This window comes from Pseudomonas sp. Tof1, assembly GCF_055390395.1.
In genome coordinates, this window is record NZ_AP024344.1 from 2,845,690 (window position 1) to 2,867,224 (window position 21,535).

General features: G+C 63.1%; 21 protein-coding genes and 3 pseudogenes. 16 read left to right on the forward strand and 8 right to left on the reverse strand.

Features of this window, described 5'->3' with window-relative positions; genetic code table 11:
- Positions 1 to 9 precede the first annotated feature (9 nt).
- A pseudogene (locus ACZ5KU_RS13185) lies at positions 10 to 1,349 on the reverse strand (MFS transporter).
- Positions 1,350 to 1,391: 42 nt separating this feature from the next.
- Complete coding sequence (locus tag ACZ5KU_RS13190) at positions 1,392 to 2,312, reverse strand: SMP-30/gluconolactonase/LRE family protein (RefSeq protein ID WP_273825696.1); 921 nt, start codon at positions 2,310 to 2,312, stop codon at positions 1,392 to 1,394.
- A gap of 226 nt (positions 2,313 to 2,538) precedes the next feature.
- Between ACZ5KU_RS13190 and ACZ5KU_RS13195 the strand changes: the two genes are divergently transcribed.
- From ACZ5KU_RS13195 to ACZ5KU_RS13235, 9 genes and pseudogenes are all read left to right on the forward strand, one after another.
- Positions 2,539 to 3,570 (forward strand): ABC transporter substrate-binding protein, encoded by a 1,032-nt coding sequence (locus ACZ5KU_RS13195; protein WP_464737294.1) that lies wholly within the window; start codon positions 2,539 to 2,541, stop codon positions 3,568 to 3,570.
- Positions 3,570 to 4,385 (forward strand): ABC transporter ATP-binding protein, encoded by an 816-nt coding sequence (locus ACZ5KU_RS13200; protein WP_054056729.1) that lies wholly within the window; start codon positions 3,570 to 3,572, stop codon positions 4,383 to 4,385. Before ACZ5KU_RS13195 ends, ACZ5KU_RS13200 begins: the two co-directional genes overlap by 1 nt.
- The gene (locus tag ACZ5KU_RS13205) at positions 4,378 to 5,250 is read left to right on the forward strand and encodes an ABC transporter permease (protein WP_054056730.1); all 873 of its coding nucleotides are present in this window, start codon (positions 4,378 to 4,380) and stop codon (positions 5,248 to 5,250) included. The genes ACZ5KU_RS13200 and ACZ5KU_RS13205 overlap by 8 nt, the downstream gene beginning before the upstream one ends.
- 89 nt (positions 5,251 to 5,339) lie before the next feature.
- Entirely contained in the window at positions 5,340 to 6,650 is a 1,311-nt protein-coding gene (locus ACZ5KU_RS13210) for an OprD family porin (RefSeq protein ID WP_464737404.1), read from the forward strand.
- A gap of 21 nt (positions 6,651 to 6,671) precedes the next feature.
- Complete coding sequence (locus tag ACZ5KU_RS13215) at positions 6,672 to 7,691, forward strand: amidohydrolase family protein (protein ID WP_054056731.1); 1,020 nt, start codon at positions 6,672 to 6,674, stop codon at positions 7,689 to 7,691.
- Positions 7,692 to 7,922: 231 nt separating this feature from the next.
- The gene (locus ACZ5KU_RS13220; protein WP_081005870.1) at positions 7,923 to 8,636 is read left to right on the forward strand and encodes an IclR family transcriptional regulator; all 714 of its coding nucleotides are present in this window, start codon (positions 7,923 to 7,925) and stop codon (positions 8,634 to 8,636) included.
- Positions 8,637 to 8,850: 214 nt separating this feature from the next.
- Positions 8,851 to 9,225, forward strand: a complete 375-nt coding sequence (locus ACZ5KU_RS13225; protein WP_054056733.1) for a RidA family protein — start codon at positions 8,851 to 8,853, stop codon at positions 9,223 to 9,225.
- Positions 9,226 to 9,236: 11 nt separating this feature from the next.
- Positions 9,237 to 9,535, forward strand: a pseudogene (locus ACZ5KU_RS13230) (PAS domain-containing protein); the annotation flags it as partial.
- Positions 9,536 to 9,730: 195 nt separating this feature from the next.
- Positions 9,731 to 9,901, forward strand: coding sequence for a helix-turn-helix domain-containing protein (locus ACZ5KU_RS13235; protein ID WP_464737405.1), 171 nt, complete (start codon positions 9,731 to 9,733; stop codon positions 9,899 to 9,901).
- Positions 9,902 to 9,927: 26 nt separating this feature from the next.
- On the opposite strand, the gene ACZ5KU_RS13240 is transcribed toward ACZ5KU_RS13235, so the two are convergent.
- A complete protein-coding gene (locus ACZ5KU_RS13240) occupies positions 9,928 to 10,674 on the reverse strand; it encodes a sulfite exporter TauE/SafE family protein (protein ID WP_054062377.1) in 747 nt (248 codons plus the stop codon).
- Positions 10,675 to 10,802: 128 nt separating this feature from the next.
- Between ACZ5KU_RS13240 and ACZ5KU_RS13245 the strand changes: the two genes are divergently transcribed.
- From ACZ5KU_RS13245 to ACZ5KU_RS13255, 3 genes and pseudogenes are all read left to right on the forward strand, one after another.
- The gene (locus ACZ5KU_RS13245) at positions 10,803 to 11,687 is read left to right on the forward strand and encodes a LysR family transcriptional regulator (protein ID WP_464737295.1); all 885 of its coding nucleotides are present in this window, start codon (positions 10,803 to 10,805) and stop codon (positions 11,685 to 11,687) included.
- Between the two features lie 79 nt (positions 11,688 to 11,766).
- Positions 11,767 to 12,222, forward strand: coding sequence for an anti-virulence regulator CigR family protein (locus ACZ5KU_RS13250; protein ID WP_464737296.1), 456 nt, complete (start codon positions 11,767 to 11,769; stop codon positions 12,220 to 12,222).
- Between the two features lie 210 nt (positions 12,223 to 12,432).
- Positions 12,433 to 12,558: pseudogene (locus ACZ5KU_RS13255) on the forward strand (hypothetical protein); the annotation flags it as partial.
- A gap of 452 nt (positions 12,559 to 13,010) precedes the next feature.
- Here ACZ5KU_RS13255 and ACZ5KU_RS13260 read toward each other — a convergent pair.
- Positions 13,011 to 13,238 carry a hypothetical protein gene (locus ACZ5KU_RS13260; RefSeq protein WP_054056739.1) on the reverse strand — a complete coding sequence of 76 codons (228 nt, stop codon included), beginning with the start codon at positions 13,236 to 13,238 and terminating at the stop codon, positions 13,011 to 13,013.
- Between the two features lie 246 nt (positions 13,239 to 13,484).
- On the opposite strand from ACZ5KU_RS13260, the gene ACZ5KU_RS13265 reads away from it, so the two are divergent.
- On the forward strand, positions 13,485 to 14,132 hold the full coding sequence (locus tag ACZ5KU_RS13265) for a LysE family translocator (protein WP_273825700.1): 648 nt from the start codon (positions 13,485 to 13,487) through the stop codon (positions 14,130 to 14,132).
- Here the strand turns inward: ACZ5KU_RS13265 and ACZ5KU_RS13270 are convergent.
- Positions 14,129 to 14,941 (reverse strand): helix-turn-helix transcriptional regulator, encoded by an 813-nt coding sequence (locus ACZ5KU_RS13270; RefSeq protein ID WP_464737297.1) that lies wholly within the window; start codon positions 14,939 to 14,941, stop codon positions 14,129 to 14,131. The genes ACZ5KU_RS13265 and ACZ5KU_RS13270 overlap by 4 nt on opposite strands.
- Before the next feature lie 209 nt (positions 14,942 to 15,150).
- Here ACZ5KU_RS13270 and ACZ5KU_RS13275 point away from each other — a divergent pair, with 209 nt between their 5' ends.
- A complete protein-coding gene (locus ACZ5KU_RS13275) occupies positions 15,151 to 15,903 on the forward strand; it encodes an SIR2 family NAD-dependent protein deacylase (RefSeq protein ID WP_416773158.1) in 753 nt (250 codons plus the stop codon).
- A 30-nt stretch (positions 15,904 to 15,933) separates the two neighbouring features.
- Here ACZ5KU_RS13275 and ACZ5KU_RS13280 read toward each other — a convergent pair whose 3' ends face one another.
- Positions 15,934 to 16,425: an Lrp/AsnC family transcriptional regulator gene (locus ACZ5KU_RS13280; RefSeq protein ID WP_416773160.1), complete on the reverse strand. Its 492-nt coding sequence runs from the start codon at positions 16,423 to 16,425 to the stop codon at positions 15,934 to 15,936.
- Between the two features lie 176 nt (positions 16,426 to 16,601).
- Here ACZ5KU_RS13280 and ACZ5KU_RS13285 point away from each other — a divergent pair, with 176 nt between their 5' ends.
- Positions 16,602 to 17,885, forward strand: a complete 1,284-nt coding sequence (locus ACZ5KU_RS13285; protein ID WP_054056744.1) for a cystathionine gamma-synthase family protein — start codon at positions 16,602 to 16,604, stop codon at positions 17,883 to 17,885.
- Positions 17,886 to 17,906: 21 nt separating this feature from the next.
- Here ACZ5KU_RS13285 and ACZ5KU_RS13290 read toward each other — a convergent pair whose 3' ends face one another.
- Positions 17,907 to 18,311, reverse strand: a complete 405-nt coding sequence (locus ACZ5KU_RS13290) for a helix-turn-helix domain-containing protein (RefSeq protein ID WP_054062372.1) — start codon at positions 18,309 to 18,311, stop codon at positions 17,907 to 17,909.
- A 287-nt stretch (positions 18,312 to 18,598) separates the two neighbouring features.
- The gene (locus ACZ5KU_RS13295) at positions 18,599 to 20,164 is read right to left on the reverse strand and encodes a methyl-accepting chemotaxis protein (RefSeq protein WP_054062371.1); all 1,566 of its coding nucleotides are present in this window, start codon (positions 20,162 to 20,164) and stop codon (positions 18,599 to 18,601) included.
- 250 nt (positions 20,165 to 20,414) lie between these two features.
- On the opposite strand from ACZ5KU_RS13295, the gene ptaA reads away from it, so the two are divergent.
- A complete protein-coding gene (ptaA, locus tag ACZ5KU_RS13300; protein ID WP_054056746.1) occupies positions 20,415 to 21,524 on the forward strand; it encodes a pyoverdine biosynthesis transaminase PtaA in 1,110 nt (369 codons plus the stop codon).
- The last annotated feature ends 11 nt before the right edge of the window (positions 21,525 to 21,535 follow it).

Genomic DNA, 21,535 nt, shown 5'->3' on the forward strand with positions numbered 1-21,535 from the left:
CGCGGCGGCTCAGGCGTGACTGTCGAGTGCCCGGGGCTGTGCCGGCTGCTGTTTGGCCGGGTCGCCCAGCCAGATCATCAGGCAGGTACCGATCAGCAGGATCGACGCCACGGCGAAGAACGGCAGGGTAAAACTGTGGGTCGCATCCTTGATCAGGCCGATCAGGAAGGGACCGGTGAAACCGCCCAGGTTGCCGATCGAAACGATCATCGCCAGGCCTCCCGCCGCGGCGCGGCCGGTGAGGAATGTCGAGGGAATGGCCCAGAACGTTGCCTGGAACGACAGGATGCTGGCCACGGCCACGCAGAGGCTGGCGATCCTGAGCACTGGATGGGTCGTAAGGGCGGCGGCAACCAGGGCCACTGCGGCCAGCGCCAGGGCCGCCACGACATAGGGCAGTCGCCGTTGGCTGCGGTTGGCCAGACGGGCCCACAGGGTCATCGACACCGCACCCAGCAGATAGGGCAGGGCCACCACCAGGCCAACCATCCCGTTGCTGATGCCCAGGCCCTTGATGATCTGGGGTAGCCAGATACCGATGCCGATGGAGCCGACGATACAGCAGAAATTGATGGCGGCCAGGGTAAACACCTTGGGGTTGGTCAGGGCGGCGCGCAGGGTATTGCCGTGCGATGCGCCAATGGTCCGCTGCTCTTTGGAAATCCTTTCGCTGAGCCAGGCTTTTTCGCGCGCGGTCAGCCACTTGGCCTTCGCCGGGGTATCGACCAGCACGAACAGGCAGGCAACGCCCAGCAGCACGGCCGGCATGGCCTCGGTCACCAGCAGCAACTGCCAGTTCTTCAGCCCCCAGACGCCGTGCTGTTCCAGCAGCCAGCCGGACAGCGGCGAGCCGACGATGTTGGCAACGGGAATTCCCAGGAGGAATGCCGCAGTCGCCTTGGCCCGCCATTTGCCCGGGAACCAGTAGGTGAAGTACAGGTACACCCCGGGGTGAAGCCCGCTTCGGCCAGGCCCAGCAGGAAGCGTGCGATGCTGAAACTGATGGGGCCGGTGGCGAACGCCGTCGCCATGGAGACCAGGCCCCAGGTGATCATGATCCGCGCAATCCACACGCGTGCGCCGAAGCGTTGCAGCAGCAGGTTGCTGGGTATTTCAAAGATGAAGTAGCCGAAGAAAAACAGCCCTGCGGCCCAGCCGAACAAGGTTGCGGTCAGGCCCAGGTCCTGGTTCATGCTGATGGCGGCGAAGCCGACGTTGGTGCGATCCAGGTAGCTGATCACATAGCAGAGGAAGATGAACGGGATCAGTCGCCAGAGAACGCGGCGCATGAGGCGTTCGCCCTCGGCGTCGTCGAGCGGCGCCGCAGCGTTGGGAGTGTCGTGGGACATGTCATTACTCTTTTTGTAATTGTTGTGTGAGCCGTATGGCTGTCAGCTATGGGAATACAGGGGCAGCCCAGGGCTGGCGGTACGAACCTGGAGGATGCTGCCGGTCTCGGATTCGGTGATGAACAGGGTCTGTCCATCGTCGCCGCCAAAGGCCAGGTTGGTGTTGCTGATCCCGGCGCAAGAGACGATGCGCTCCAGGGGCTCCGCGACTCTGGACAGCTTCCAGACCGAACCGAAACCGGTGTGGGCGACATAGAGGTTGCTCTGGGCATCGAGGGCCAGGCCATCCGGGCCGCCGAGGCCGCCATGCAACTGGGCGAAGACGCCCACCTTGCCGATGATCGAGCCGTTGCCCAGGGGGATTCGCCAGATCTGCTGGGCGCGGGTCACCGCGATCAGCAGGTGGTTCAGGTGCGGGTCGAAGACGATGCCGTTGGGGCTGGGGATCGTATTGAGCAGGCAGGTGAGATTGCCGCCGGCGTCGAGCTTGTACACGCGCCCACTGGCATCCTGCAGGCCGGTCTGGCCCTGGTCGGTGAAGTACAGGTCGCCGTTGGGGGCGAACACCAGGTCATTGACGCCCTTGAAACCTTCCGAGCCTGCGGACTCCAGCAATGGCTCGATCCTTGCGCTCTGCGCATCGAGCACCATGATGCCGCGCTTGTAGTCGGTGATGAAGATTCGCCCATCCTGGTGGATTTTCAGGCCGTTCGGCCAACCGTCGTACTGGCAGACCAGTTCCCATTCTCCCTGGCGGGAGATGCGAAAAATCCGGCCGTTGGGGATGTCGGTCACGTAGAGGTTGCCTTGACGATCAAAGGACGGGCCTTCGAGAAACGAGTCGATGGCTCGGCCCTGGCGATTGGCATTGGCCCACGCAGTGGGGCGGACATCGCGGTAGCGATCGGGCAGGCGTGTGAAAACGGTGGTTTCGGTGCGCGGTGGCGCGGCGAAGAAGCTCATGGAGGCTCCGGGCGACAGGGGCGCAACAGGGCGCCTGGTTGTTGTTATGTTTCGCAATCTAATGCAATGCCATTTCAAAATAAATCATGAGTTTTAAAAAAGCGATGCCGAATGTCCGGTATTTCCGAATTTTGCTGCGCTGTAAAAATGCGATTGACGGTTGGCGCGGTTGTGAATAGCTTAAAAAAGGAATGTCATTCTAAAAACAAGAAAAATGGAGGTTCCCATGCACAGCCATTCCCGGCACGGAGCGTGCCGTTCAAGGTTGTCGTTCAAGGCGCTGTCCCTGGCCGTGAGCGTCTTCACCCTCAGTGCCGCGGCGCAGGCCGAGCAGGCCAGGGTGACCCTGGCGATCCAGTACGGATATGCCTATCTGCCCGTCACGGTCGCGGACAAACTGGGGTTGTTCCAGAAACAGGCCCAGGCCCATGGGCAGCCGGAAACCACGTTCGAGATCAAGCGCATCAGTGGGGCTCCGGCGATCAACGATGCCTTGATCAGCGGTAACGTCGACATTGGCGGCTACGGCTTGTCCGGTACCCTGATCGCCTGGGAGAAAACCCGAAAATCCCTGGATGTGCGGGCGCTCTGTGGGCTGGTGGCCGGTGATAACGGATTATTCGTGAACGATCCCGCGATCCGCTCGCTGGCCGACTTCAAGCCCGATGACAAGATCGCGGTGAGTTCGCCCAGTGGCCAGCAGGCCCTGTTGCTGCAGATGGCCGCCGAGCGCGAGTTCGGGCCCGAGCAGATCCACCGTCTCGACCGGCTGATGGTCAGCCTGCCGCACCCCGATGCGACCTCCAGCCTGATAAACAAGGCAGGCATCAAGGGCTACATCGGGCCCAACCCCTACCGTTACCAGCTGGCTCAGGACCCCCGGGTCAGCAAGCTCTACGACTTTTCCTCGGCACTGAACCTGCGCATGACCAGCGGCGTGCTGACCAGTACCGGCCGTTTCGTGAAAAACAACCCGCAGTTGAGTGCCGCGGTGGTCGCGGCGATCGATGAGGCCAACGACTACATCCGTCGGGAGCCGCGCAAGGCCGCGCAGTTGTTCCTGTCCAGCGAGCCTTCCAGCCTTTCGGTCGAGCAGATCGAGGACATGCTGCGGCAGGTGGAAAGCGAGTGGTCGGTGGAGCCGACAGGGGTGATGGTGCTGGCCCGTTTCATGGTGCGATCCGGGGCCTTGAAAAAGGCACCGGACGATTGGCGCGAAGTGTTTTTCGCCCCGGTTTCGAACGGGGAGGGCAGCTGATGAGCCTCCTGTCGCCTATCGCCGTATCCAGCGATCTCGGTGCTGCTGCACTGCTGAGGGTCGAAAACGTCACGTTGCAGTACAAGACCCGGGATCAGTTGATCACGGCAACCCATGGCGTTTCGTTCGATGTGCAGCGCAACGATCGCTTCGTCCTGCTCGGTCCTTCGGGCTGCGGCAAGTCCAGCCTGCTCAAGAGCGTGGCCGGCTTCGTCGAACCGGTGGCCGGGCAGATCTGCCTGGATGGGCAGTTGGTTCGCGAGCCGGGCCCCGACCGCATGATGGTGTTCCAGGAGTTCGACCAGCTCATGCCGTGGAAAACGGTGATCGGCAACATCATGTTCCCGATGCAGGTCACCGCCCGCTTTCCCCGTGAGGAGATCGCCGAGCGTGCTGCCCGGGCCGCGACCAAGGTGGGGTTGGAAAAATTCAGGGATGCCTACCCCCACCAGTTGTCCGGGGGGATGAAGCAACGGGTGGCCATTGCCCGGGCCCTGGCCATGGAGCCGGCGATGTTGCTGATGGACGAGCCGTTCGCCGCCCTCGACGCGCTGACCCGTCGCCGCATGCAGGAGGAACTGCTGGAACTCTGGGACCAGGCACCGTTCACCCTGATGTTCGTCACCCATTCCATTGATGAGGCGATCGTGCTCGGCACGCGCATTCTCGTGCTGACCCCGCATCCGGGGCAGGTGCGTGCCGAGCTGGACGCCAGTGCCTTCGGGTTCGCCGAGCAGGGCATGACGGCTTTCGCCCAACTGCACCAGCGCATCAGCCACATGCTCTTCGGTCACAGTGAGACTGCCCATGACTAAGCCAGTGATTCAAGCGCGTGCGGATGTCGAGTACGCCCCGGTAGCGCCCGGCCAGGTGGGCGATATCGCCCGGCGCCTGGGCCTGTTCGAACGTCTCTTCGCTCACGCCGGTGTCCGCCGGACATTGGTATTGGTGGTCCTGGCGGTGCTGTGGGAGGTGTATGCCCGCTACCTGGACAATTCGCTGATGTTCCCCACCTTCAGCGAAACCGTGGTGGCCATGACCCGGGACCTGCTCAGTGGCGTATTACCCCAGGCCGTGGTGAGTTCGCTCAAGGTGCTGCTGATGAGCTATGCCCTGGCTATCGGGCTTGCCGCGATACTCACGTCGCTGGCCGTGTCGACGCGCCTGGGCACCGACGTACTGGCCACCCTCACGGCCATGTTCAACCCGTTGCCGGCGATCGCCATCCTGCCGCTCGCCATGCTCTGGTTCGGCCTGGGTATCCAGAGCCTGATGCTGGTGATCGTGCACTCGGTGCTGTGGGCCGTTTCGCTCAACACCTACTCGGGCTTTCAGGCGGTCAGTCAGACCCAGCGCATGGCGGGGCGCAACTACGGGCTGCGTGGCTTGAACCTGGTGCTGCGCATCCTCATTCCCGCTGCGGTGCCGTCGATTCTGGCCGGCCTGAAGATCGGCTGGGCGTTTGCCTGGCGTACGCTGATCGCGGCCGAGCTGGTGTTCGGTGTCTCCGGCAATTCCGGCGGGTTGGGCTGGTACGTGTTCCAGCATCGCAACGCGCTGGAAACACCCAACGTGTTTGCCGGCCTGCTGATGGTCATTCTTATCGGCCTGGTGGTGGAGGGCCTGGTATTCCGCAGTATCGAAATGCTCACCGTGCGCCGTTGGGGCATGCAGAGCTGATGCAACGCCACTTCTCGTAAAGCGTCACCTTCCATAACAAGAAAACCGGCACCCATTCCCCGGGTGCCCAGGGAGCTTTTGTCTTGAATATCTCGTCGTCCGTCCGTTGCCTTACCCTCGCCGCTGGTGGCAGCCTTCTCGGCCTTCCGGCCTATGCCGATCTGCTTTCCGACAGCCATGCCAAACTGTCGATGCGCAACTTCTATTTCAACAGCGATAACCGCGATGGCACGGCGAAACCGTCGAAAACCGAGGACTGGGCACAGGGCTTCCTGCTCGACTTTCGCTCCGGCTACACCGATGGGCTCATCGGCTTCGGGGTGGATGCGACCGCCATGATGGGTATCACGCTGGACAGTGGCCGGGGCAGGCATAATGGCAGCTCGATGATCCCGTCCGATGGTGAGCGTGCTGCGCACCAGTGGGGCAGCGCCGGCGTCACCGCGAAGATGAGGCTGAGCCAGAGCGAGTTGCGCGTGGGCCAGTTGATGCCGAAGGTGCCGGTGCTGGTGGCCTCCGACGGCCGGCTTCTGCCGCAGACCTTCCAGGGCGTGCAACTGCAGTCCCGGGAACTCGACAACCTCACGTTCATCGGCGGTGCGCTCAACCGTGCCAGGGGGCGTGCATCCACCGATCTGACCGGCATGGCCGTGAGTGGCGGCACTCGCGAGAGTGACCGGTTCTATTTTGCCGGGGCCGACTATCGCGCGACGGACTCGTTGTTGCTGCAGTACTACATGGGTCAATTGCAGGACTACTACCAGCAACATTTTGCCGGCCTCAATCACACCCTGTCCCTGAATGACTATGGCTCGCTGACCACGGACCTGCGCTATTTCCGCACGGGGTCGCAGGGCGCCAACGGCAGTGCCTCGGGCCGCCGGCAGGGGTACAAGGTCGGGGGATACACCGCCGAGGGTGATGGCGAGATCGACAGCGATCTGTGGAGCGCCGCCTTTACCTATCGCCTGCGTGGTCACGCCCTTGCGCTGGGCTACCAGAGTGTTTCGCAGGGCAGCAACTTCGTACAGCTCAACCAGGGTTCGATCGACAAGGGCGCTGGCGGCAGCAGCCTGTACCTGTGGACCGACAAAATGCTGCTCAGCTTTACCCGGGCCGGTGAGCGCACCGGGTTCGCCCAGTACGGCTATGACTTCGCGGAACTCGGTGTGCCGGGCCTCCAGGCATCGGTGATGTACCTCAAGGGCGACAATATCCAGACGGCAAGCGGTGTGGACCAGTCGGAATGGGAGCGCGACTTCTCCCTGGAATATGTCATCCAGAGTGGGACGTTCAAGGGGCTGGGCATCGTCTGGCGCAATGGTGAGGCCCATAGCGAGGCCACCCGCAATGGTGACCAGAACCGTCTGATCATCAATTACACCCTGGCACTTTTCTAAGCCTTGTCACCGGAGTCAGCCATGCACTCTCCCCATGCCCCCGTTCGGCCAGAATGGCTCGCCCAGGTCAGCGAAGCGCCGCTGGAGCCGCAACGGGCGATCATCGACGCCCATCACCACCTGTGGGACCGGCCCGGCCAGCGCTATCTGGCCGAGGACTACCTGGCCGATATGAACTGCGGGCATCGGCTGGTGGCGTCTGTTTATGTCCAGTGCCGTTCGATGCTGGACCTGGACCGCCCCGGGCCTTTCCAGGCCGTGGGCGAGGTGGAGTACGCCAATGGTGTGGCCGCCTACAGCGCCAGCGGGCTGGTGGGGCCGCTACGCCTGTGCGCCGCGATCGTCGCCGGTGCCGACCTGATGCTCGGCGATGGCGTCGTGCCGGTCCTGGAGGAGATGCGTCACCGTGGTGGCAACCGCTTGCGGGGTGTGCGCAACACCACCGCCTGGCACGCCGATCCTCGACTGGTCTCCAATCCCCGGCCGCCGCCCGCGGGTGTATTGGCGGAGCCGGCGTTTCGTCGGGGAGTGGCGCACTTGCAGCGTCACGAACTGGTCCTGGATATCTGGGCCTACCACACCCAGCTCGCCGAAGTGATCGAGCTCGCCGAGGCGTTTCCGGAGCTGGTCGTTGTCCTCGATCACCTCGGCGGGCCGTTGGGGGCCGGGCCTTATGCGGGCCAGCGCGAGGAGGTTTTTCAACGCTGGTCGATCGACCTGCGCAGGCTGGCGCAATGTCCCAACGTGCGGCTCAAGCTCGGCGGGCTGGGCATGCGGGTCGCGGGCTTCGACCTGGACGCTCAGGCGCGGCCACCGGGTTCACTCAGGTTGGCAGCGCTGTGGCGACCTTATCTGCTGCAGGCTATCGACTGCTTTGGCGTGGAACGTTGCATGTTCGAGAGCAACTTCCCGGTGGACAAGGGCATGTACGGTTACGGGGTGTTGTGGAACAGCTTCAAGCGCGTCGTGGCGGACTTCAGCGATAGCGAGAAGGAGTGGCTGTTCAGTGGTACTGCCCGTGAGGTCTACCGCATCCCCTGAACGGGGGAGGTAGCCTCGACCATCGGTCCTGCCAGTCTCGGGCAACTGCGCGATCTCTTCGACGCCAGTCCACCGATTACGCCGAGGCCAGGGACGGCTGGCCTTCTTCTTGCCCGAATCCATCCAGGGCCGCATCGGCGGCACAAGGATGGCGAGGAGCAGGGGTTGTCGGATAATGCGTGCATTAGCCCTTGCGAAACATGAGGGCACCTATCACGTGAGGTCTTTCTGATGGTAAAAGCGCGGCCGCGTCCAGCGGTAAACGGTGTGGCTTCGGCCGACCGTGTATTGACTGTGCTCTCAGCGTTTCAAATGGGCGATTCGGCGTTGAGCCTGGTGGAACTCACGGAGCGTACGGGGCTGATCAAAAGCACGATCATGCGGCTGATGGTGTCGCTGGAGAACCACGGTTTCATCACTCGAATGAGCGATGGCCGCTATCAACTGGCCAGTGAGGTCATGAGGTTGAACGCGGTGTACCAGGAAACCCTCGACCTTGAGCGGCATGTCATGCCTCGGTTGCATTATCTGGCCGAGCAGTCCGGCGAGACCGCCTCGTTCTACGTGCGTCATGGCGCCTATCGGATGTGCCAGTATCGGGTCAACTCCTCCCATCGCCTTCGTCTCAACATGCAGCCAGGCGACATGCGGCCCATGGACGAGGCCGCCGGTGCCCAGGCCCTGCGCGCGCCGTTCCAGACCGGCATTGCCCTGGAGAAACCCTATTATTCCTGTGGTGCGACCGACCCGCATGCCTCATCCATGGCCTTGCCGATCTATGGTGCGCAGCATGAATTGATGGGCGCGCTGGTCATCTCCGGGCCTGCCAGCCGGTTGACGGAGGAATGTGCGGACAGCTTCAAGCAGGTGTTTTTCGAAACGGCGCGCGATCTGATGCGCAGCCTGGGCTACAAGCCTTCCAATGCGGAGCTTGACGCTGAATGACGGGGAGCAGCCCTTCGCCGATGGTGTGAAAACCCGCTGGTCCTCGTCTGAAGCCCCCGGTTTTGTAACGTCGACTGCTGCTCGGGCAATGGCAGGGCCGCGCTTCGGCATGATGCTGCAGAGTGAATAAAAGTATTGCGAATGAGCATTTGTTCATTTTAGCATCCTGGGCTTACCCTCATGGGTCACACCAATCGCTATCGGAGCCCCTTTCATGAAGACCATCACCAGCGCCAATGCCCCCGCTGCAATCGGCCCGTACTCCCAGGCCAAGGCTTTCGGCAATCTGATTTTCACCTCCGGCCAGATTCCGCTGGACCCTGCCAGTGGCCAGGTGGTGGAAGGCGGCATTCGCGAGCAGGCGCTGCAGACCATCAAGAACCTGGAAGCTGTCCTGAAGGAAGGTGGGGTCGGCTTCGAGCAGGTGATGAAAACCACGTGCTTCCTGCATGACATGGCCGATTTCGCCGTCTTCAACGAGGTTTACGAGCAGTTCTTCGTGTCCAAGCCGGCACGCTCCTGCGTGGCGGTCAAGACCCTGCCAAAAGGTGTGCTGGTCGAGATCGAGGCGATCGCCGTCTCGGCCTGATGCCCCGGAGCATGGTCAAGCTTTCGCCGGCAGACCAGGCCATCCTGCAGTCCCATTCGACGCTGCTGGACGGCCTGGCAGCCTACCTGGGGGCGGGCTTCGAGTTCGTCCTCCACAGCCTGGACAACCTGGACGCCTCGGTGATCAAGATCATCAACGGGCACCTGACCGGGCGGCAGGCGGGGCGCCGATCACCGACCTGGCCTTGCGCATGCTCGCCGAGATCAACGATTCGCCGAACCGCTCCGGCATGAGCTACTTCTGCAGCAATCGCAACGGTGAACCGCTCAAGTCCACCACCCTCGTCATCCGCGGCGAGCAGGGCACGCCGATAGGGCTGTTGTGCATCAACTTCCACCTGAACACGCCGCTGCACGAGATCCTCGGCAGTTTCACGCAACTGCCCGCCGGCGCCCCCGAGGTGCTGTCGGAGAACTTTGGCGCTGACGTCAATGAAACCGTGCTGGTGGCGCTGAGCACGGCGCGCAGGAAGGTCGCCGAGACGATGGCGGTGTCCTCGGGCGGCTACAACAAGGCGGTCATCAACCTGCTTCACGAGCAGGGCATCTTCAAGCTCAAGGGCGCCGTCATTCGGGTTGCCCAGGACCTGGGGGTTTCCAGGAACACCGTCTATCTGCACCTGCGTTCGGCACAGGACGGCGAGTCGTCTGCCTGAGCGCAGCCACCCTGTTCCAGCTTGCCTCAGAGCAACGGCCGAGAGCAAAGCTCAAGGCCAAGCACGAGGAGCAACAGCAGGAAACACTGGCGGAAGCGCAGGGGGCTGATCCGCCTCCGTACACGTTGGCCCACCCACATGCCGATCAGTGCCGGCACGACGGCTGCTGTCGACATACCGAACTGCTCGACGTGAAAGGCGCCGTGGGAGAACAGCCCGATGGCCAGGGCCACCGTGGAGAGAGTGAAGGACAGGCCCAGTGCCTGAACCAGTTCCTCACGGTTCATGTTCAGTGACCCGAGGTAGGGCACCGCAGGCATCACGAACACACCTGTTGCCCCTGTCACCACCCCGGTTATCAGGCCGATGACCGCCGATAGCCATTTTTCCACCCGGCCCGGCACCGCGAGGGTGGGCGCAACCAGGGCGTAGACGGCATAGACGATCAGCGCCATGCCCAGGCCGAAGCCTGACCAGACGGGGTCTGCCTTCACCAGTAATGCCGAGCCGCCCACGGTGCCGAGCAGGATGCCCAGCATCATCGGCCAGAGCCTGCGCAGCAGGCGCGTTATCGATGGGCCGCAAAACAGTTGCCAGACGTTGGTGACGAAAGACGGTATGAGCAGCATCGCGGCAGCGGCCGCCGGCGGCATCGCCGTGCCGAGCAATCCCATGGCCACCGTTGGCAGCCCCATGCCGGTGACGCCTTTGACCAGGCCGGCCGCCAGGAAGGTGCCCGCCAACAGAACAATGTACAGCGTGTGATCGTGCATGAGTGATCCGCTTCGAGGGGGAACAGGGCTGAATTGAAGCCTCTGGCGGAACGCTGCACAATGCGGAAATATCAGCACAGCCTTCGGATGATCCGAAGGCAGGAGCGAGGTGATCCATGCGTTTCGACTTGGCGGACCTGCAGTTGTTCCTGTGTGTCGTGGATGCCGGCAGCATCACCGCCGGCGCGGCCCGGGCGAATCTGGCCCTGGCCTCGGCCAGCGAGCGATTGCGCAGCATTGAAAGCGCTGCCGGCGTGGCCCTGTTGCATCGACGCCCGCGAGGAGTGGTGACCACCGAGGCGGGCGAGGTGCTGGCGCATCACGCCCGGCTGATGCTTCGGCAGCAGGAGAGGCTCAAGGGCGAACTGCAGGACTTTGCCACCGGTGTCCGGGGCACGATCCACCTGTATGCCAACACCGCCGCACTCACCGGGTTTCTGCCGAACCGCCTTGCACCGTGGCTGGCCGAGCGCCCCCGTTTACGCCTCGAACTCAGGGAGCGCACCAGTGCCGACATCGTCAGCGCGGTGGCGGCCGGATTGGTCGAGGCCGGTGTCGTCTCGGATGCCGTTGACGCGCAGGGCCTGCAGTTGCAGGCCGTGGCGAAGGATCACCTGGTGTTGATCGCGGCGGCCGGGCAGCCGTTTCCGCCAGGCAAGGACGTCACGTTCTCGCAGGTCGTGGATCTTCCCTTCGTCGGCCTGTCCCCCGGAAATGCCCTGCAGGATCACCTCAACGACCATGCCCATGCCGCGGGCAGGCCTCTCGATCTCAGGGTTCGCATGAAAACCTTCGAAGGTTTGTGCGAAATGGTTGCCCATGGCGTCGGTGTCGGGATCGTGCCCCGGGACATCGCCCGGCGTTACAAACGGCGGTACCCCCTTCGGCTGCTTGCCTTGAACGATGACTGGGCACGGCGGCAGCTCTGCCTCTGCTTTCGGCAGTGGCATGAATTGGCGGCGCCGATGCAAAGCCTGCTGGTTCATCTGGGAGGCGGGCCGCAAGCGGTTTGAGCCTCTGCTGGCACGGCGCACCGGCTTCGGGGCAGCTACATTGATAGCGGTGAGACATTTCCTTTTCAGGAGGACGACCATGCGCAACGCTCGCTTGTTGACGGCCCTGACCACCGCCCTGGTGCTGGCTGCCGGCTCCGCCTGGGCAGATCCGGGCAATGGCCAGGGAAACGGCAAGAAGTTTTCCCAGGGTTTTCAGGGCCAGGACAATCAGGGCGGTCACGGTAAAGGCAGGAAATCCGCTCATGGCGATCGGGCGCAGGGTCCCAGCATCGACCGCAATGGGGTGCTCGTCGTGCTGGGTGGATACCGTGACTACTGGAGCCCGGGGCCTGCCTTGCCGCCGGGGATTCGCAAGAACCTGGCCCGGGGCAAGCCGCTGCCACCCGGTATCGCCAGGAAGCTCGATGGTCGACTGCTGGGGCAGTTGCCGCGTTACGACGGCTATGAATGGCAACAGGCAGGGGCCGACCTGATCCTGGTTTCGATTGCCAGCGGGATCATCTATGAAGTGCTCAGTGGTGCCTTCAATTGACCCGTTCCACCGGCCATTCGCTTCGGCGGTGGCCGGTTGTCGAAGGGATCCAGGGAGAGGCGTTCTCATTCACTTTATAAAAGCCCATGAAGGCTTCCGTCTGTCGTCTTCCATTGAACGGCAACCCATTGATCGAGTCCCAGGCAGTGCAAAAGACTCACTCAACTGGAAGCCATCATGCGTTTCAAAAAAACCAACCTGATTGCCGTCATGTCCTGCTTCATGATGTTTGCAACTGCTCCGCTGCTACCGGCAGAGCTCTCCCTCATGACCTCCGCCTATGCCAAGGGCGGTGGCGGTGGAGGTGGCAACGGCGGTGGCGGCCACGGCGGGCATGGGGGAGAGGGCGGCGGTCACGCCGGTGCCGGGCGCTCGGCGAGCGCCGAGGGGCGAGGCCAGGCACTGGGTCACCAGAGCGATCATGTCGGCAAGGCGGTTCGGGATCATGGGGTGAGCGGCCAACATACTGGCCAGGCCCGCAACGGTTCCAAGGGACATGGCGTTGCCACTTCCGGCGTCGCCCACTCCAAGGCGACCCAGGGCCTCTCGAAGGCGACCGCCATTTCGGCCACCACGCCGGGCGATCACAATGCCAAGGGGATGAGCAAGGCCAGCGTGTCAAAGGCCAGGTAGGGCGGTCGATCAGGCTGCGTTCGTGGGGTATAGCCTATAGCTATAGCCGGGGAGGGGCGGCGGCGAGCGGACAACAGGATGCCGTAGCCTTCGTGCCAACGAGGGCTTGTCCCGTGCCGCTGCCGGAAAACACGGATCCATTCACCTGTTTTCAGTCAGCTGCGAAACCTGGGCAATGGACGCTCGATGCTCAGCGAGGTGAGCGTCTTGCGCACCTGGGCATCCTCGGCCTCCAGCGCCTTGAGACTCGCGCGAATCTTGCCGGCCGCCGGCATGTCGCCCTGGCGGTCGATCCAGTCGGCTATCTCCTTGCAGGCACTGCTCAGGCAGGCCTGGCGCTGGTTCATCAACGACAGCAGGTTGGTGAGTTCTCGTTCGGACATGATGGGATCCTCCGTTCGACCTCATCAGTGTAGCAGCGCTCTGTCGGAACATGGCGGCAGCTTGCCTCGGCGTTTGGCCCGCCGGCCTACAGCGCCGAGCGCAACCCTGGCTCCACGAGTCCGGCCTGTGGCCGCCCTGGCCCGGGCGGTGTTGGCAGATACCTGGGCAACAGCAATTTTTTCCAATATTCCGCCGCCGCGTTCTGGCTCAATCAGCGACCTGTTTACGTTTGCCTGGGTTTGTCCGTGCAGTTCACCAGTGGTTTTCTTCTCAGTCTTTCGCTTTGTCTCGACATCGGCCTGGCCAATATCGCCATGATCACCCTGGCGATGCAGCGGGGCTTTCTGCAGGGTTTCTGGCTGGGGCTGGGTACCTGCTTCGGCGACCTGATCTACGCGATCCTGGCCCTGGTCGGGATGACCGTCCTGCTCCAGTTCACCTGGGTGAAGTGGAGCCTGTGGATCGGAGGATCGGCGCTGCTGATCTACTTCGCCGTGCGCATGATCATCAATGCCTGGCAGAGCCATGGCACCATGCAGAACGCGGGGCAGGTCGTGGAGCGCTCGGCGATCAAGGCGTTCCTGCGGGGAATATTCATGGCCGTCTCTTCTCCCAGCGCCATCCTCTGGTTCGCGGCGGTGGGCGGCACGCTCATCTCCCGCTCCGGTGCCGGTGGGCTGGGCAATGCATCCCTGTTTCTCGCCGGTTTTTTCGTGGCGGGCGTGTGCTGGAGCGTCGGTTTGTGCACCGCGGCCAGCCACGGCGGCAAGCTGCTGGGTGACCGCATGCTGAGGTACAGCTACATCGCCTCGGCACTGATCTTCGCCTGGTTCGCGGTGTACGTGATCGCAACGGGGTACCAGGAGTTCATCCTCGGGCAGCCTGTCGCCTAACGCCGTGGGCCCTTGCGTGGCATTCGCGGGCTGTCCCTGTAAGCGTCCGAGTAGGCCTGGGGAGAGACGCCCATCACCTTGCGAAAGGCGTTGATGAAGTGGCTCTGGTCGTAGAAGCCCAGTTCGGTGGCGACGTCCAGCACGCTGGCCCGATCACGTAGCCGCCGGCGCGACTCGATCAGCCGCAGTTGCATCTGGTATTGCAGGGGCGCCAGTCCGATCTGCTTCTTGAAACATCGCACCAGGTGGTATTTGCTCAGACCCACGGCTGCGGCCAGGTCATCCAGATCGGCCTTGCGGGTCAGGCAGTCACGCAGGTACTCGACGGCCCGCGAGACGGCGGCGTGCTGTTCGCCGAACCGCGTATTGCGGGGTTCCAGCCATTGGCAGAGCAGGCACAGAAAAGCTTCCTCCCGCTGCCTGCGATGAGCGGCCGGTGTCCGAGCGAAGTCGAGCAGGGCCTGGTGCAGGTCGGGGTGACTGAAAACGCCCTGCTCAAAGGTGCTGCTGGCCAGGTTGTTGTCCCTGACCACGCGGGAAATACCCTCAGGGTCCAGATGCAGGCTCACATACTCGACCCCGGTCGGACAAAACTCCGAGGCCTGCATGGCCAGCGGGTTGTACAGGGTGATCTCGCCGGGCCTGGCGGTCAGCGTCCGGCCATCGAGCCAGATGTGTTCGGTGCCCTTGAGGTTCGTGCCCAGCACATACTCATCATGGGTATGGCGGGGGAAGCTCGCGGCATCGGCACGCACCCATGAGGCTTCGATCAACGTGCCAGCTTGCCAGTCGTCGGTGACAAGGGGCATGAGTCACGTCCTCCTGGTCAGCGCATCAGGCTGTGGCGGGGTTAGCGGCTGGGGATCGGGCAGGAACGTCATGCTGCCATTGTGCCAGAGCGCAGTCCTGGCGGCGATAAACTCCGGGGTGAATCGTCAGGCAATCGTGGCTTTTGGCGAGGCCTTTGGCTCGCAGGCGGGTACACTGGCCAGATCGATTACGCAGACAGGAACAGGTGATGATCGAGTTTGAGGAGCAACGCTTGCGTGATGCACGCCATGTGGTGGTATTCACCGGTGCGGGCGTTTCGGCGGAGAGTGGCATCCCGACATTTCGCGACGCCTTGACCGGTTTATGGAGCCGCTTCGACCCGGCGGCCCTGGCCACCGCCGAAGCCTTTCGCAACGATCCTGCGCTGGTCTGGGGATGGTATGAGTGGCGACGCTCGAAGGTCCTCGCCGCCAGCCCCAACCCCGCCCATCTGGCTATTGCCGAACTCGCCAGACGGGTCCCCCGGCTGACGGTCATCACCCAGAATGTCGATGATCTGCATGAGCGTGCGGGGTCTCGGGACGTCATTCACTTGCACGGCAGCCTCCATTCGCCGCGCTGCTTTGCGTGCACGCGGCCGTATCAGGGCGTCAGTGGGCCACTGGCTGAACCTGAGGAGGGGCGCAGGATCGAGCCGCCACGCTGCCACAAATGCAATGGCAAGATCCGCCCCGGTGTGGTCTGGTTCGGCGAGTCGCTGCCGGCACAGGCCTGGCGTGACGCACTGGCGGCGGCCGGCGATTGCGATCTGCTGTTTTCAATCGGCACTTCGGGCGTGGTGCAGCCTGCGGCGCAGATCCCCCAGGTCGCCAGGAAACAGGGCGCGGTCGTCGTGCATGTCAACCTGCAGCCGGAGTCGGTCGAAGGGGAAAACGAGTTCGCCCTTGTCGGCCAGGCGGCAGACATTCTGCCGCGGCTGCTTGCCCGGATGGACGCATAGCCTGGAAGTATTTCAGCCAGGCCCGCTGAGTCACGCCTGGCGAACGCTGATCCTGTTGGACGCCTTCACTTCGCGCAACGAGAAGCTCGACTGCATCTCCTTGACGCCGGGGATGGTGCGCAGGCGGTTGAGGGCAAACGCCGAGAAGCTTTCCAGGTCATCGGCCAGCACCTGCAGCAGGTAGTCGTGTTGCCCGGAAATGTTGTGGCAGGCGGTGACCTCGGGCATTTGCCGGACCCGCTCTTCAAAGACCCGGCAGGTGGCTTCGGTATGGTTGTCCAGGAGGATGCTGACGAAAGCGACGACACCCAGGCCCATGAGGTGCCTGTCCAGGATGGCCTGGTAGCCCCTGATTGCACCGATCGACTCCAGGCGCTTGAGGCGTTTCCAGCAGGGCGAGGGCGAAAGGGAAACGCGCTCCGCCAGTTCGGCGTTGCTGAGTCGACCATCGTCCTGGAGGATCTTCAGGATTTTCAGGTCTGTGTCGTCCAGTTCGATCTTCGCAGTTCTTGTTTTCATCATTCTGACTTTTTATGGAAGAATATTTCCCATACTAGGTTTTTCGTGATGGAAATGGAAAGAATCTTTTTGTGGGCAGTGGATACACTGGATGGGTTCACCACCCGCTCGGTTCGTCGTGTCTCGCGTGGCTGAGACGAGGTGCGTGGGCTCTATTTCAGTTCAGGGAAGACTCACGAATGTCCTACTCCAGCTACCACAAGAAGAAAATTGCCGATCACGAGCTGCACCCGGAAACGCTGATGATGTCGTACGGCTACGACCCGTTTCTGTCCGAGGGCGCCGTCAAGCCGCCGGTCTTTCTGACTTCCACGTTTGCCTTCCGTACCGCTGAAGACGGTGCGCAGTTCTTCGATATCGTTTCCGGCCGCAAGCCGCTGCCCGAGGGGGAGGCCGCCGGGCTGGTGTACAGCCGTTTCAACCATCCGAACCTGGAAATGGTCGAGGACCGCCTGGCGGTGCTGGATGGCGCGCAGGCGGCCGCGGTGACCTCCAGCGGCATGGCCGCCATTGCCGCGGTGCTGCTCGCCTTCCTGCGGCCGGGAGACCAGATCGTGCAGTCGGCACCGCTGTATGGCGGTACCGAAACCCTGATCGCCAAGATCCTGCCCGAGTGGGGCATCGGTTCCCACGGCATCGACAACGGCCTGTCGCGCGAATCGATCCGTGAGGCACTGGAGGCCGCCGCGCGCCATGGCGCTGCGCGAATCTGCTACATCGAGACGCCGGCGAACCCGACCAACACCCTGGTGGACTTCGAGGCGATCCGGACGGAGGTCGATGATTTCACGGCCCGGCATGGCTACCGTCCGTTGATCGTGTGCGACAACACGCTGCTGGGGCCGATCTTCCAGCAGCCGATCCGCCATGGCGCCGACCTGTGCGTCTACTCGTTGACCAAGTACGTCGGTGGGCACAGCGACCTGGTCGCCGGCGGCATCACCGGCAGCAGGGAACTGATCGCCAAGGTGCGGGCGATCCGCAGCGCCTTCGGTTCGCAGTTGGACCCGCATTCCTCGTGGATGATTTCGCGCTCCATGGAAACCCTGGTGCTGCGCATGAAGCAGGCGGCTCGCAGCGGCAGCGCCATTGCCCACTGGCTGGCGAACAACCCCTATCAGAAGATCAAGGTGCTGCATCCGGAACTGATTGACGATTCGCGTTATCAGGCGGTGTACGAGCGCCAGTGCAGCGGGCCGGGCTCCACCTTCTCGTTCATCCTCGACGGTGGCCGCGAGCGGGCGTTCAAGTTCATCAATGCGCTGACCCTGTTCAAGTCCGCCGTGAGCCTGGGGGGCACCGAGTCGCTCATCTGCCATCCGGCCTCGACCACCCAGTCCGGCGTGCCCGCGCAACTGCGTGCCAAGGCCGGTGTGTCCGAGGGACTGATCCGTGTTTCGATCGGGTTGGAGCACGAGGCGGATCTGATTGCCGACCTCGAAAACGCCCTGCGCAACAGCTGAGGCAAACGCAAGGTTCCAGGGCTACTCGGCAAAGCAGAACTCGGTTTGCCGAATGGCCTGGGATGAATCGCGCAGGCGGGGCTGGGCACGACGCGGCGGTACCCGTGGTTCCTCGCTGAACGGAATCTGCAGTTCCTTGAGCACCCCCGACTGCGCCAGCTCGGCGGCTTCGCGTTCCAGGCGGCCGAGCAGCACCTGGATCGGTTCACCGGTCTGCGCGCCAAGCGTGACAGCCATCAGCGTCAGCGGGCTGACGTTCAGCGGGACGCTCAGTGCGCTGATCATCTCCAGGGTCGGGCAGCATTGCCCACGTTCCAACTTCGAGATGTACGTCCGGCTGCTGACTTCGGCGAGTTTTTTCTGGGAGAGTCCACGGGTGGCGCGCATGGCCTTGAGCACAGCGGCAAAGGTTGCTTTGAGCGACATAAAACGTTCCTGAGAGAGCGGCATTTCTGTGTCAGTCAGATGAGGATCAACGTGCCAGAGCTGACGCGGCCAGGCTCTGTACAAAATGGATCTGCGCTGGCCCAGGCTGCGTTGAAAACCGGCTCGCCATGCTCGTTGACTCCAGTCAACTGGGCTTGCTCGCCGGTTTTTGCCTTGCCTGGCCCTCGCTCGAAAACATTTCGTACAGACCGCTGACACAGCGGCGTGCATGATCGCTTCAGCCCTGGCGCTGAGTTTCGGCGTTGACCGACCATTGTGCAACCAGGCTATCGATTGAATCGTTCGACCAGGGAGTATTGCGTGGAAGCGGTCCTGGTCAGGTCCTTGCTCAGTTCCGTGGAGAGGATGGCCTGCTCCGAGGACTGATCGGCCAGCTGGGCGATCGTGCTGATATTGCGGCTGATCTCGTCGGCGACCGCCGTCTGTTCTTCCGTGGCGGTGGCAATCTGCGAGGTCATGTCGGTGATATGGGCGACGGCTTCGCTGATCCCCACCAGCGCCTTGTCCGCCTCGAGCACCCAGGCCACGCCTTCCTCGGCCTGGCGATTGCCGTTCTCCATGGTCTGCACGGCATTGCTGGATGAGGTCTGCAGCTTGGTGATCAGTTCGTGGATCTGGTTGGTGGATTGCGAGGTGCGCTGGGCCAGTTGTCGAACCTCGTCGGCCACCACGGCAAAGCCGCGCCCCATGTCGCCGGCGCGGGCCGCCTCGATGGCGGCGTTCAGAGCCAGCAGGTTGGTCTGGTCGGCAATGCCCTTGATCACGTCGACCACGGTGCCGATCTCGTCGCTGTCCCTGGCCAACTGCGCCACGGTCATGCCGGTTTCGCCGACCACCGCCGAAAGGCGCTCGATGGCCTGGCGGGTGTCGCGGGCCACATCGCGACCGTGGCGGGTGAGCTGGTTGGCCTGCTGGGTGGCATCGGCGGTGCGCTGGACATGACTGGCCACTTCCTGGGTGGTCGTGGCCATCTGGTTGACCGCGGCCGACACCTGCTCGGTTTCCAGGCGCTGGCGCTCAAGGCCCTTGGAGCTGTCGGTGGCCAGCAGGTCGGACTGCCCGGCCAGTTCGCTGACCTGCTCGGCGGTGTCCTGCAGGCGGGTGAGACAGGTCTTCAGGCGCGAATCCTGGCTGACCAGGGCGGTTTCCAGGCGCGCCTGGTGGCCTCGCGCATCGCTGTACATCTTCGCCAGCAGTGCATCGCTGGTCGAGGGCTCGACCAGTTGCAGCAGACGCTGCAGACCTTGCCGTTGCCAACGCGAGGACAGCAGCGCGATCGGCACGGAGAGGCCCACGGTCACGGCGATCGCCAGCGGTGCGCTGAGGAACAGGCCGCTCACGGCGGCCGCCAGGCCCAGTCCCAGGTAGGGCAGGTAGTCGAGCAGCAGCGGCAGCCAGGTATCCTGGCGCGGCACGGCGGTCTTGCCCTGGCTGATACGCCGGTACAACGACTCGGCACGACGGACCTGTTCGGCCGTCGGCTTGACCCTGACCGATTCGTAGCCCACCACCTGGCTGCCTTCGAAGATCGGCGTCACGTAGGCGTTGACCCAGTAGTGATCGCCAGTCTTGGAGCGGTTCTTGACGATGCCCATCCAGGGCCGCCCCTGCTTGAGGGCACCCCACATATGGGCGAATACCGCTGGAGGGACATCGGGGTGGCGGACGATATTCTGGGGTGCGCCGATCAGGTCGGCCCGATCGAAACCGCTGATTTCCACGAACGCGTCATTACAGTAGGTGATCACGCCTCGGGCGTCTGTCGTCGAGATAAGCTTTTGTTGCGGGGCAAGCGAGACTTCACGCTGTGTAACAGGCTGGTTGTTTCTCATTCCGACTGCTCCTGTCTTCCATACAAAGCTATCTGCCGACTCTATGAAAAGAATTAGGCTGATGCGGATAAAAACTCTAGCCCAATCGTGCGGGCGTGCCGGGGAGGCAGGTTGGAATGGTTCGAATATGCCACTATTTGTAGAATGACCGATACCCGATTGCCGATAAATCGTACTTTTCCCGTTTCGTCCCTTTGATAACAAGTGGCCTGGAGGCCATCCAGCCTGGAGATCAAGGGAGATCGGGTAAATGGTGGATGTAACACGTCGTTCGGTGGTGGGGTTGATGGCAGCACTGCCGTTGTTGAGTGGTTCGGCAAGGGCATTTTCGGCGGCCTTGCCCGCCGCTTCGAAGGCTTCGTCCAGCGAGGTCCATCTCGACTTCAACGAGAACCCCTGGGGGCCCTCGGCGGCGGCTCGGCGGGCCATGGAGCAGGGCGTCGCCCTGTCCGGACGCTACCCTTACCGGTTCCAGTACCAACTGGTTGACCTGCTGGCGCGGCAACTGTCGGTGCCCGCAGAACACATCGAGATCTACGCCGGCTCCAAGGTCGCCCTGCAGCAGGCGGTGATGGCCTTTACCGGTGGCAGCCGCAGCCTGGTGCTGGCGACACCCACCTACGAGGCACCGGCTCTGGCCGCCAGGGCACAGGGAGCGGCCGTGCATGAGATCGACCTCGATGCCCGGCATGCCCATGACATCGGCGCCATGCTCGCGGCGGATGCCAACCTGGGCGCGATCTATATCTGCAACCCGAACAACCCGACCGGCACCCTCACGCCGATGGTGCAGATCGAGCGGGCCCTCAGGGAAAAGCCTGCCGGTGCGCTGGTGGTGGTCGACGAGGCCTATATCCACTACTGCGATGCCCCCAGTTGCGTACCGCTGGTCAAGGACCATCCCGATCTGCTGGTGCTGCGTACCTTCTCCAAGATCTACGGTATGGCGGGGGCGCGACTGGGCTATGCCGTCGGCCAGCCGGCGCTGCTGGAAAAGCTGAACGTGCTGGGCGAGCAGAATGTCGCCGCCGCTTCGTCGTTGCTGGGTGGCATCGCCAGCCTGGAAGACCGTGCGCTGCTGCCGGAGCGCCGGCAGGCCAACGCCCGTATCCGCAGTGAGAACATGGCCTGGTTCCGCGACCGCGGCTTCACCTGCACCGATGCCCAGGGCAATTTCTTCATGGTCGACCTGCGTCGCCCGGCCAGTGACGTGGCCCAGGCCCTGGCGCAGCACGGAGTACGGGTGGCGCGAACCTGGGAAAACTGGCCGACCTGGATGCGCGTCACCGTCGGCAAGGAAGAGGAAATGGCCCGCCTGCGCAAGGCGTTCGCCCTGGTGGCACTGCCGGCCAAGCACTGATTCGGGGTTGA

Coding starts and splice junctions, on each gene's coding strand:
- ACZ5KU_RS13190 (WP_273825696.1), bottom strand. CDS start 2,312: ATGAGCTTCTTCGCCGCGCCACCGCGCACCGAAACCACCGTTTTCACA.
- ACZ5KU_RS13195 (WP_464737294.1), top strand. CDS start 2,539: ATGCACAGCCATTCCCGGCACGGAGCGTGCCGTTCAAGGTTGTCGTTC.
- ACZ5KU_RS13200 (WP_054056729.1), top strand. CDS start 3,570: ATGAGCCTCCTGTCGCCTATCGCCGTATCCAGCGATCTCGGTGCTGCT.
- ACZ5KU_RS13205 (WP_054056730.1), top strand. CDS start 4,378: ATGACTAAGCCAGTGATTCAAGCGCGTGCGGATGTCGAGTACGCCCCG.
- ACZ5KU_RS13215 (WP_054056731.1), top strand. CDS start 6,672: ATGCACTCTCCCCATGCCCCCGTTCGGCCAGAATGGCTCGCCCAGGTC.
- ACZ5KU_RS13220 (WP_081005870.1), top strand. CDS start 7,923: ATGGTAAAAGCGCGGCCGCGTCCAGCGGTAAACGGTGTGGCTTCGGCC.
- ACZ5KU_RS13225 (WP_054056733.1), top strand. CDS start 8,851: ATGAAGACCATCACCAGCGCCAATGCCCCCGCTGCAATCGGCCCGTAC.
- ACZ5KU_RS13235 (WP_464737405.1), top strand. CDS start 9,731: ATGGCGGTGTCCTCGGGCGGCTACAACAAGGCGGTCATCAACCTGCTT.
- ACZ5KU_RS13240 (WP_054062377.1), bottom strand. CDS start 10,674: ATGCACGATCACACGCTGTACATTGTTCTGTTGGCGGGCACCTTCCTG.
- ACZ5KU_RS13250 (WP_464737296.1), top strand. CDS start 11,767: ATGCGCAACGCTCGCTTGTTGACGGCCCTGACCACCGCCCTGGTGCTG.
- ACZ5KU_RS13260 (WP_054056739.1), bottom strand. CDS start 13,238: ATGTCCGAACGAGAACTCACCAACCTGCTGTCGTTGATGAACCAGCGC.
- ACZ5KU_RS13270 (WP_464737297.1), bottom strand. CDS start 14,941: ATGCCCCTTGTCACCGACGACTGGCAAGCTGGCACGTTGATCGAAGCC.
- ACZ5KU_RS13275 (WP_416773158.1), top strand. CDS start 15,151: ATGATCGAGTTTGAGGAGCAACGCTTGCGTGATGCACGCCATGTGGTG.
- ACZ5KU_RS13280 (WP_416773160.1), bottom strand. CDS start 16,425: ATGATGAAAACAAGAACTGCGAAGATCGAACTGGACGACACAGACCTG.
- ACZ5KU_RS13285 (WP_054056744.1), top strand. CDS start 16,602: ATGTCCTACTCCAGCTACCACAAGAAGAAAATTGCCGATCACGAGCTG.
- ACZ5KU_RS13290 (WP_054062372.1), bottom strand. CDS start 18,311: ATGTCGCTCAAAGCAACCTTTGCCGCTGTGCTCAAGGCCATGCGCGCC.
- ACZ5KU_RS13295 (WP_054062371.1), bottom strand. CDS start 20,164: ATGAGAAACAACCAGCCTGTTACACAGCGTGAAGTCTCGCTTGCCCCG.
- ptaA (WP_054056746.1), top strand. CDS start 20,415: ATGGTGGATGTAACACGTCGTTCGGTGGTGGGGTTGATGGCAGCACTG.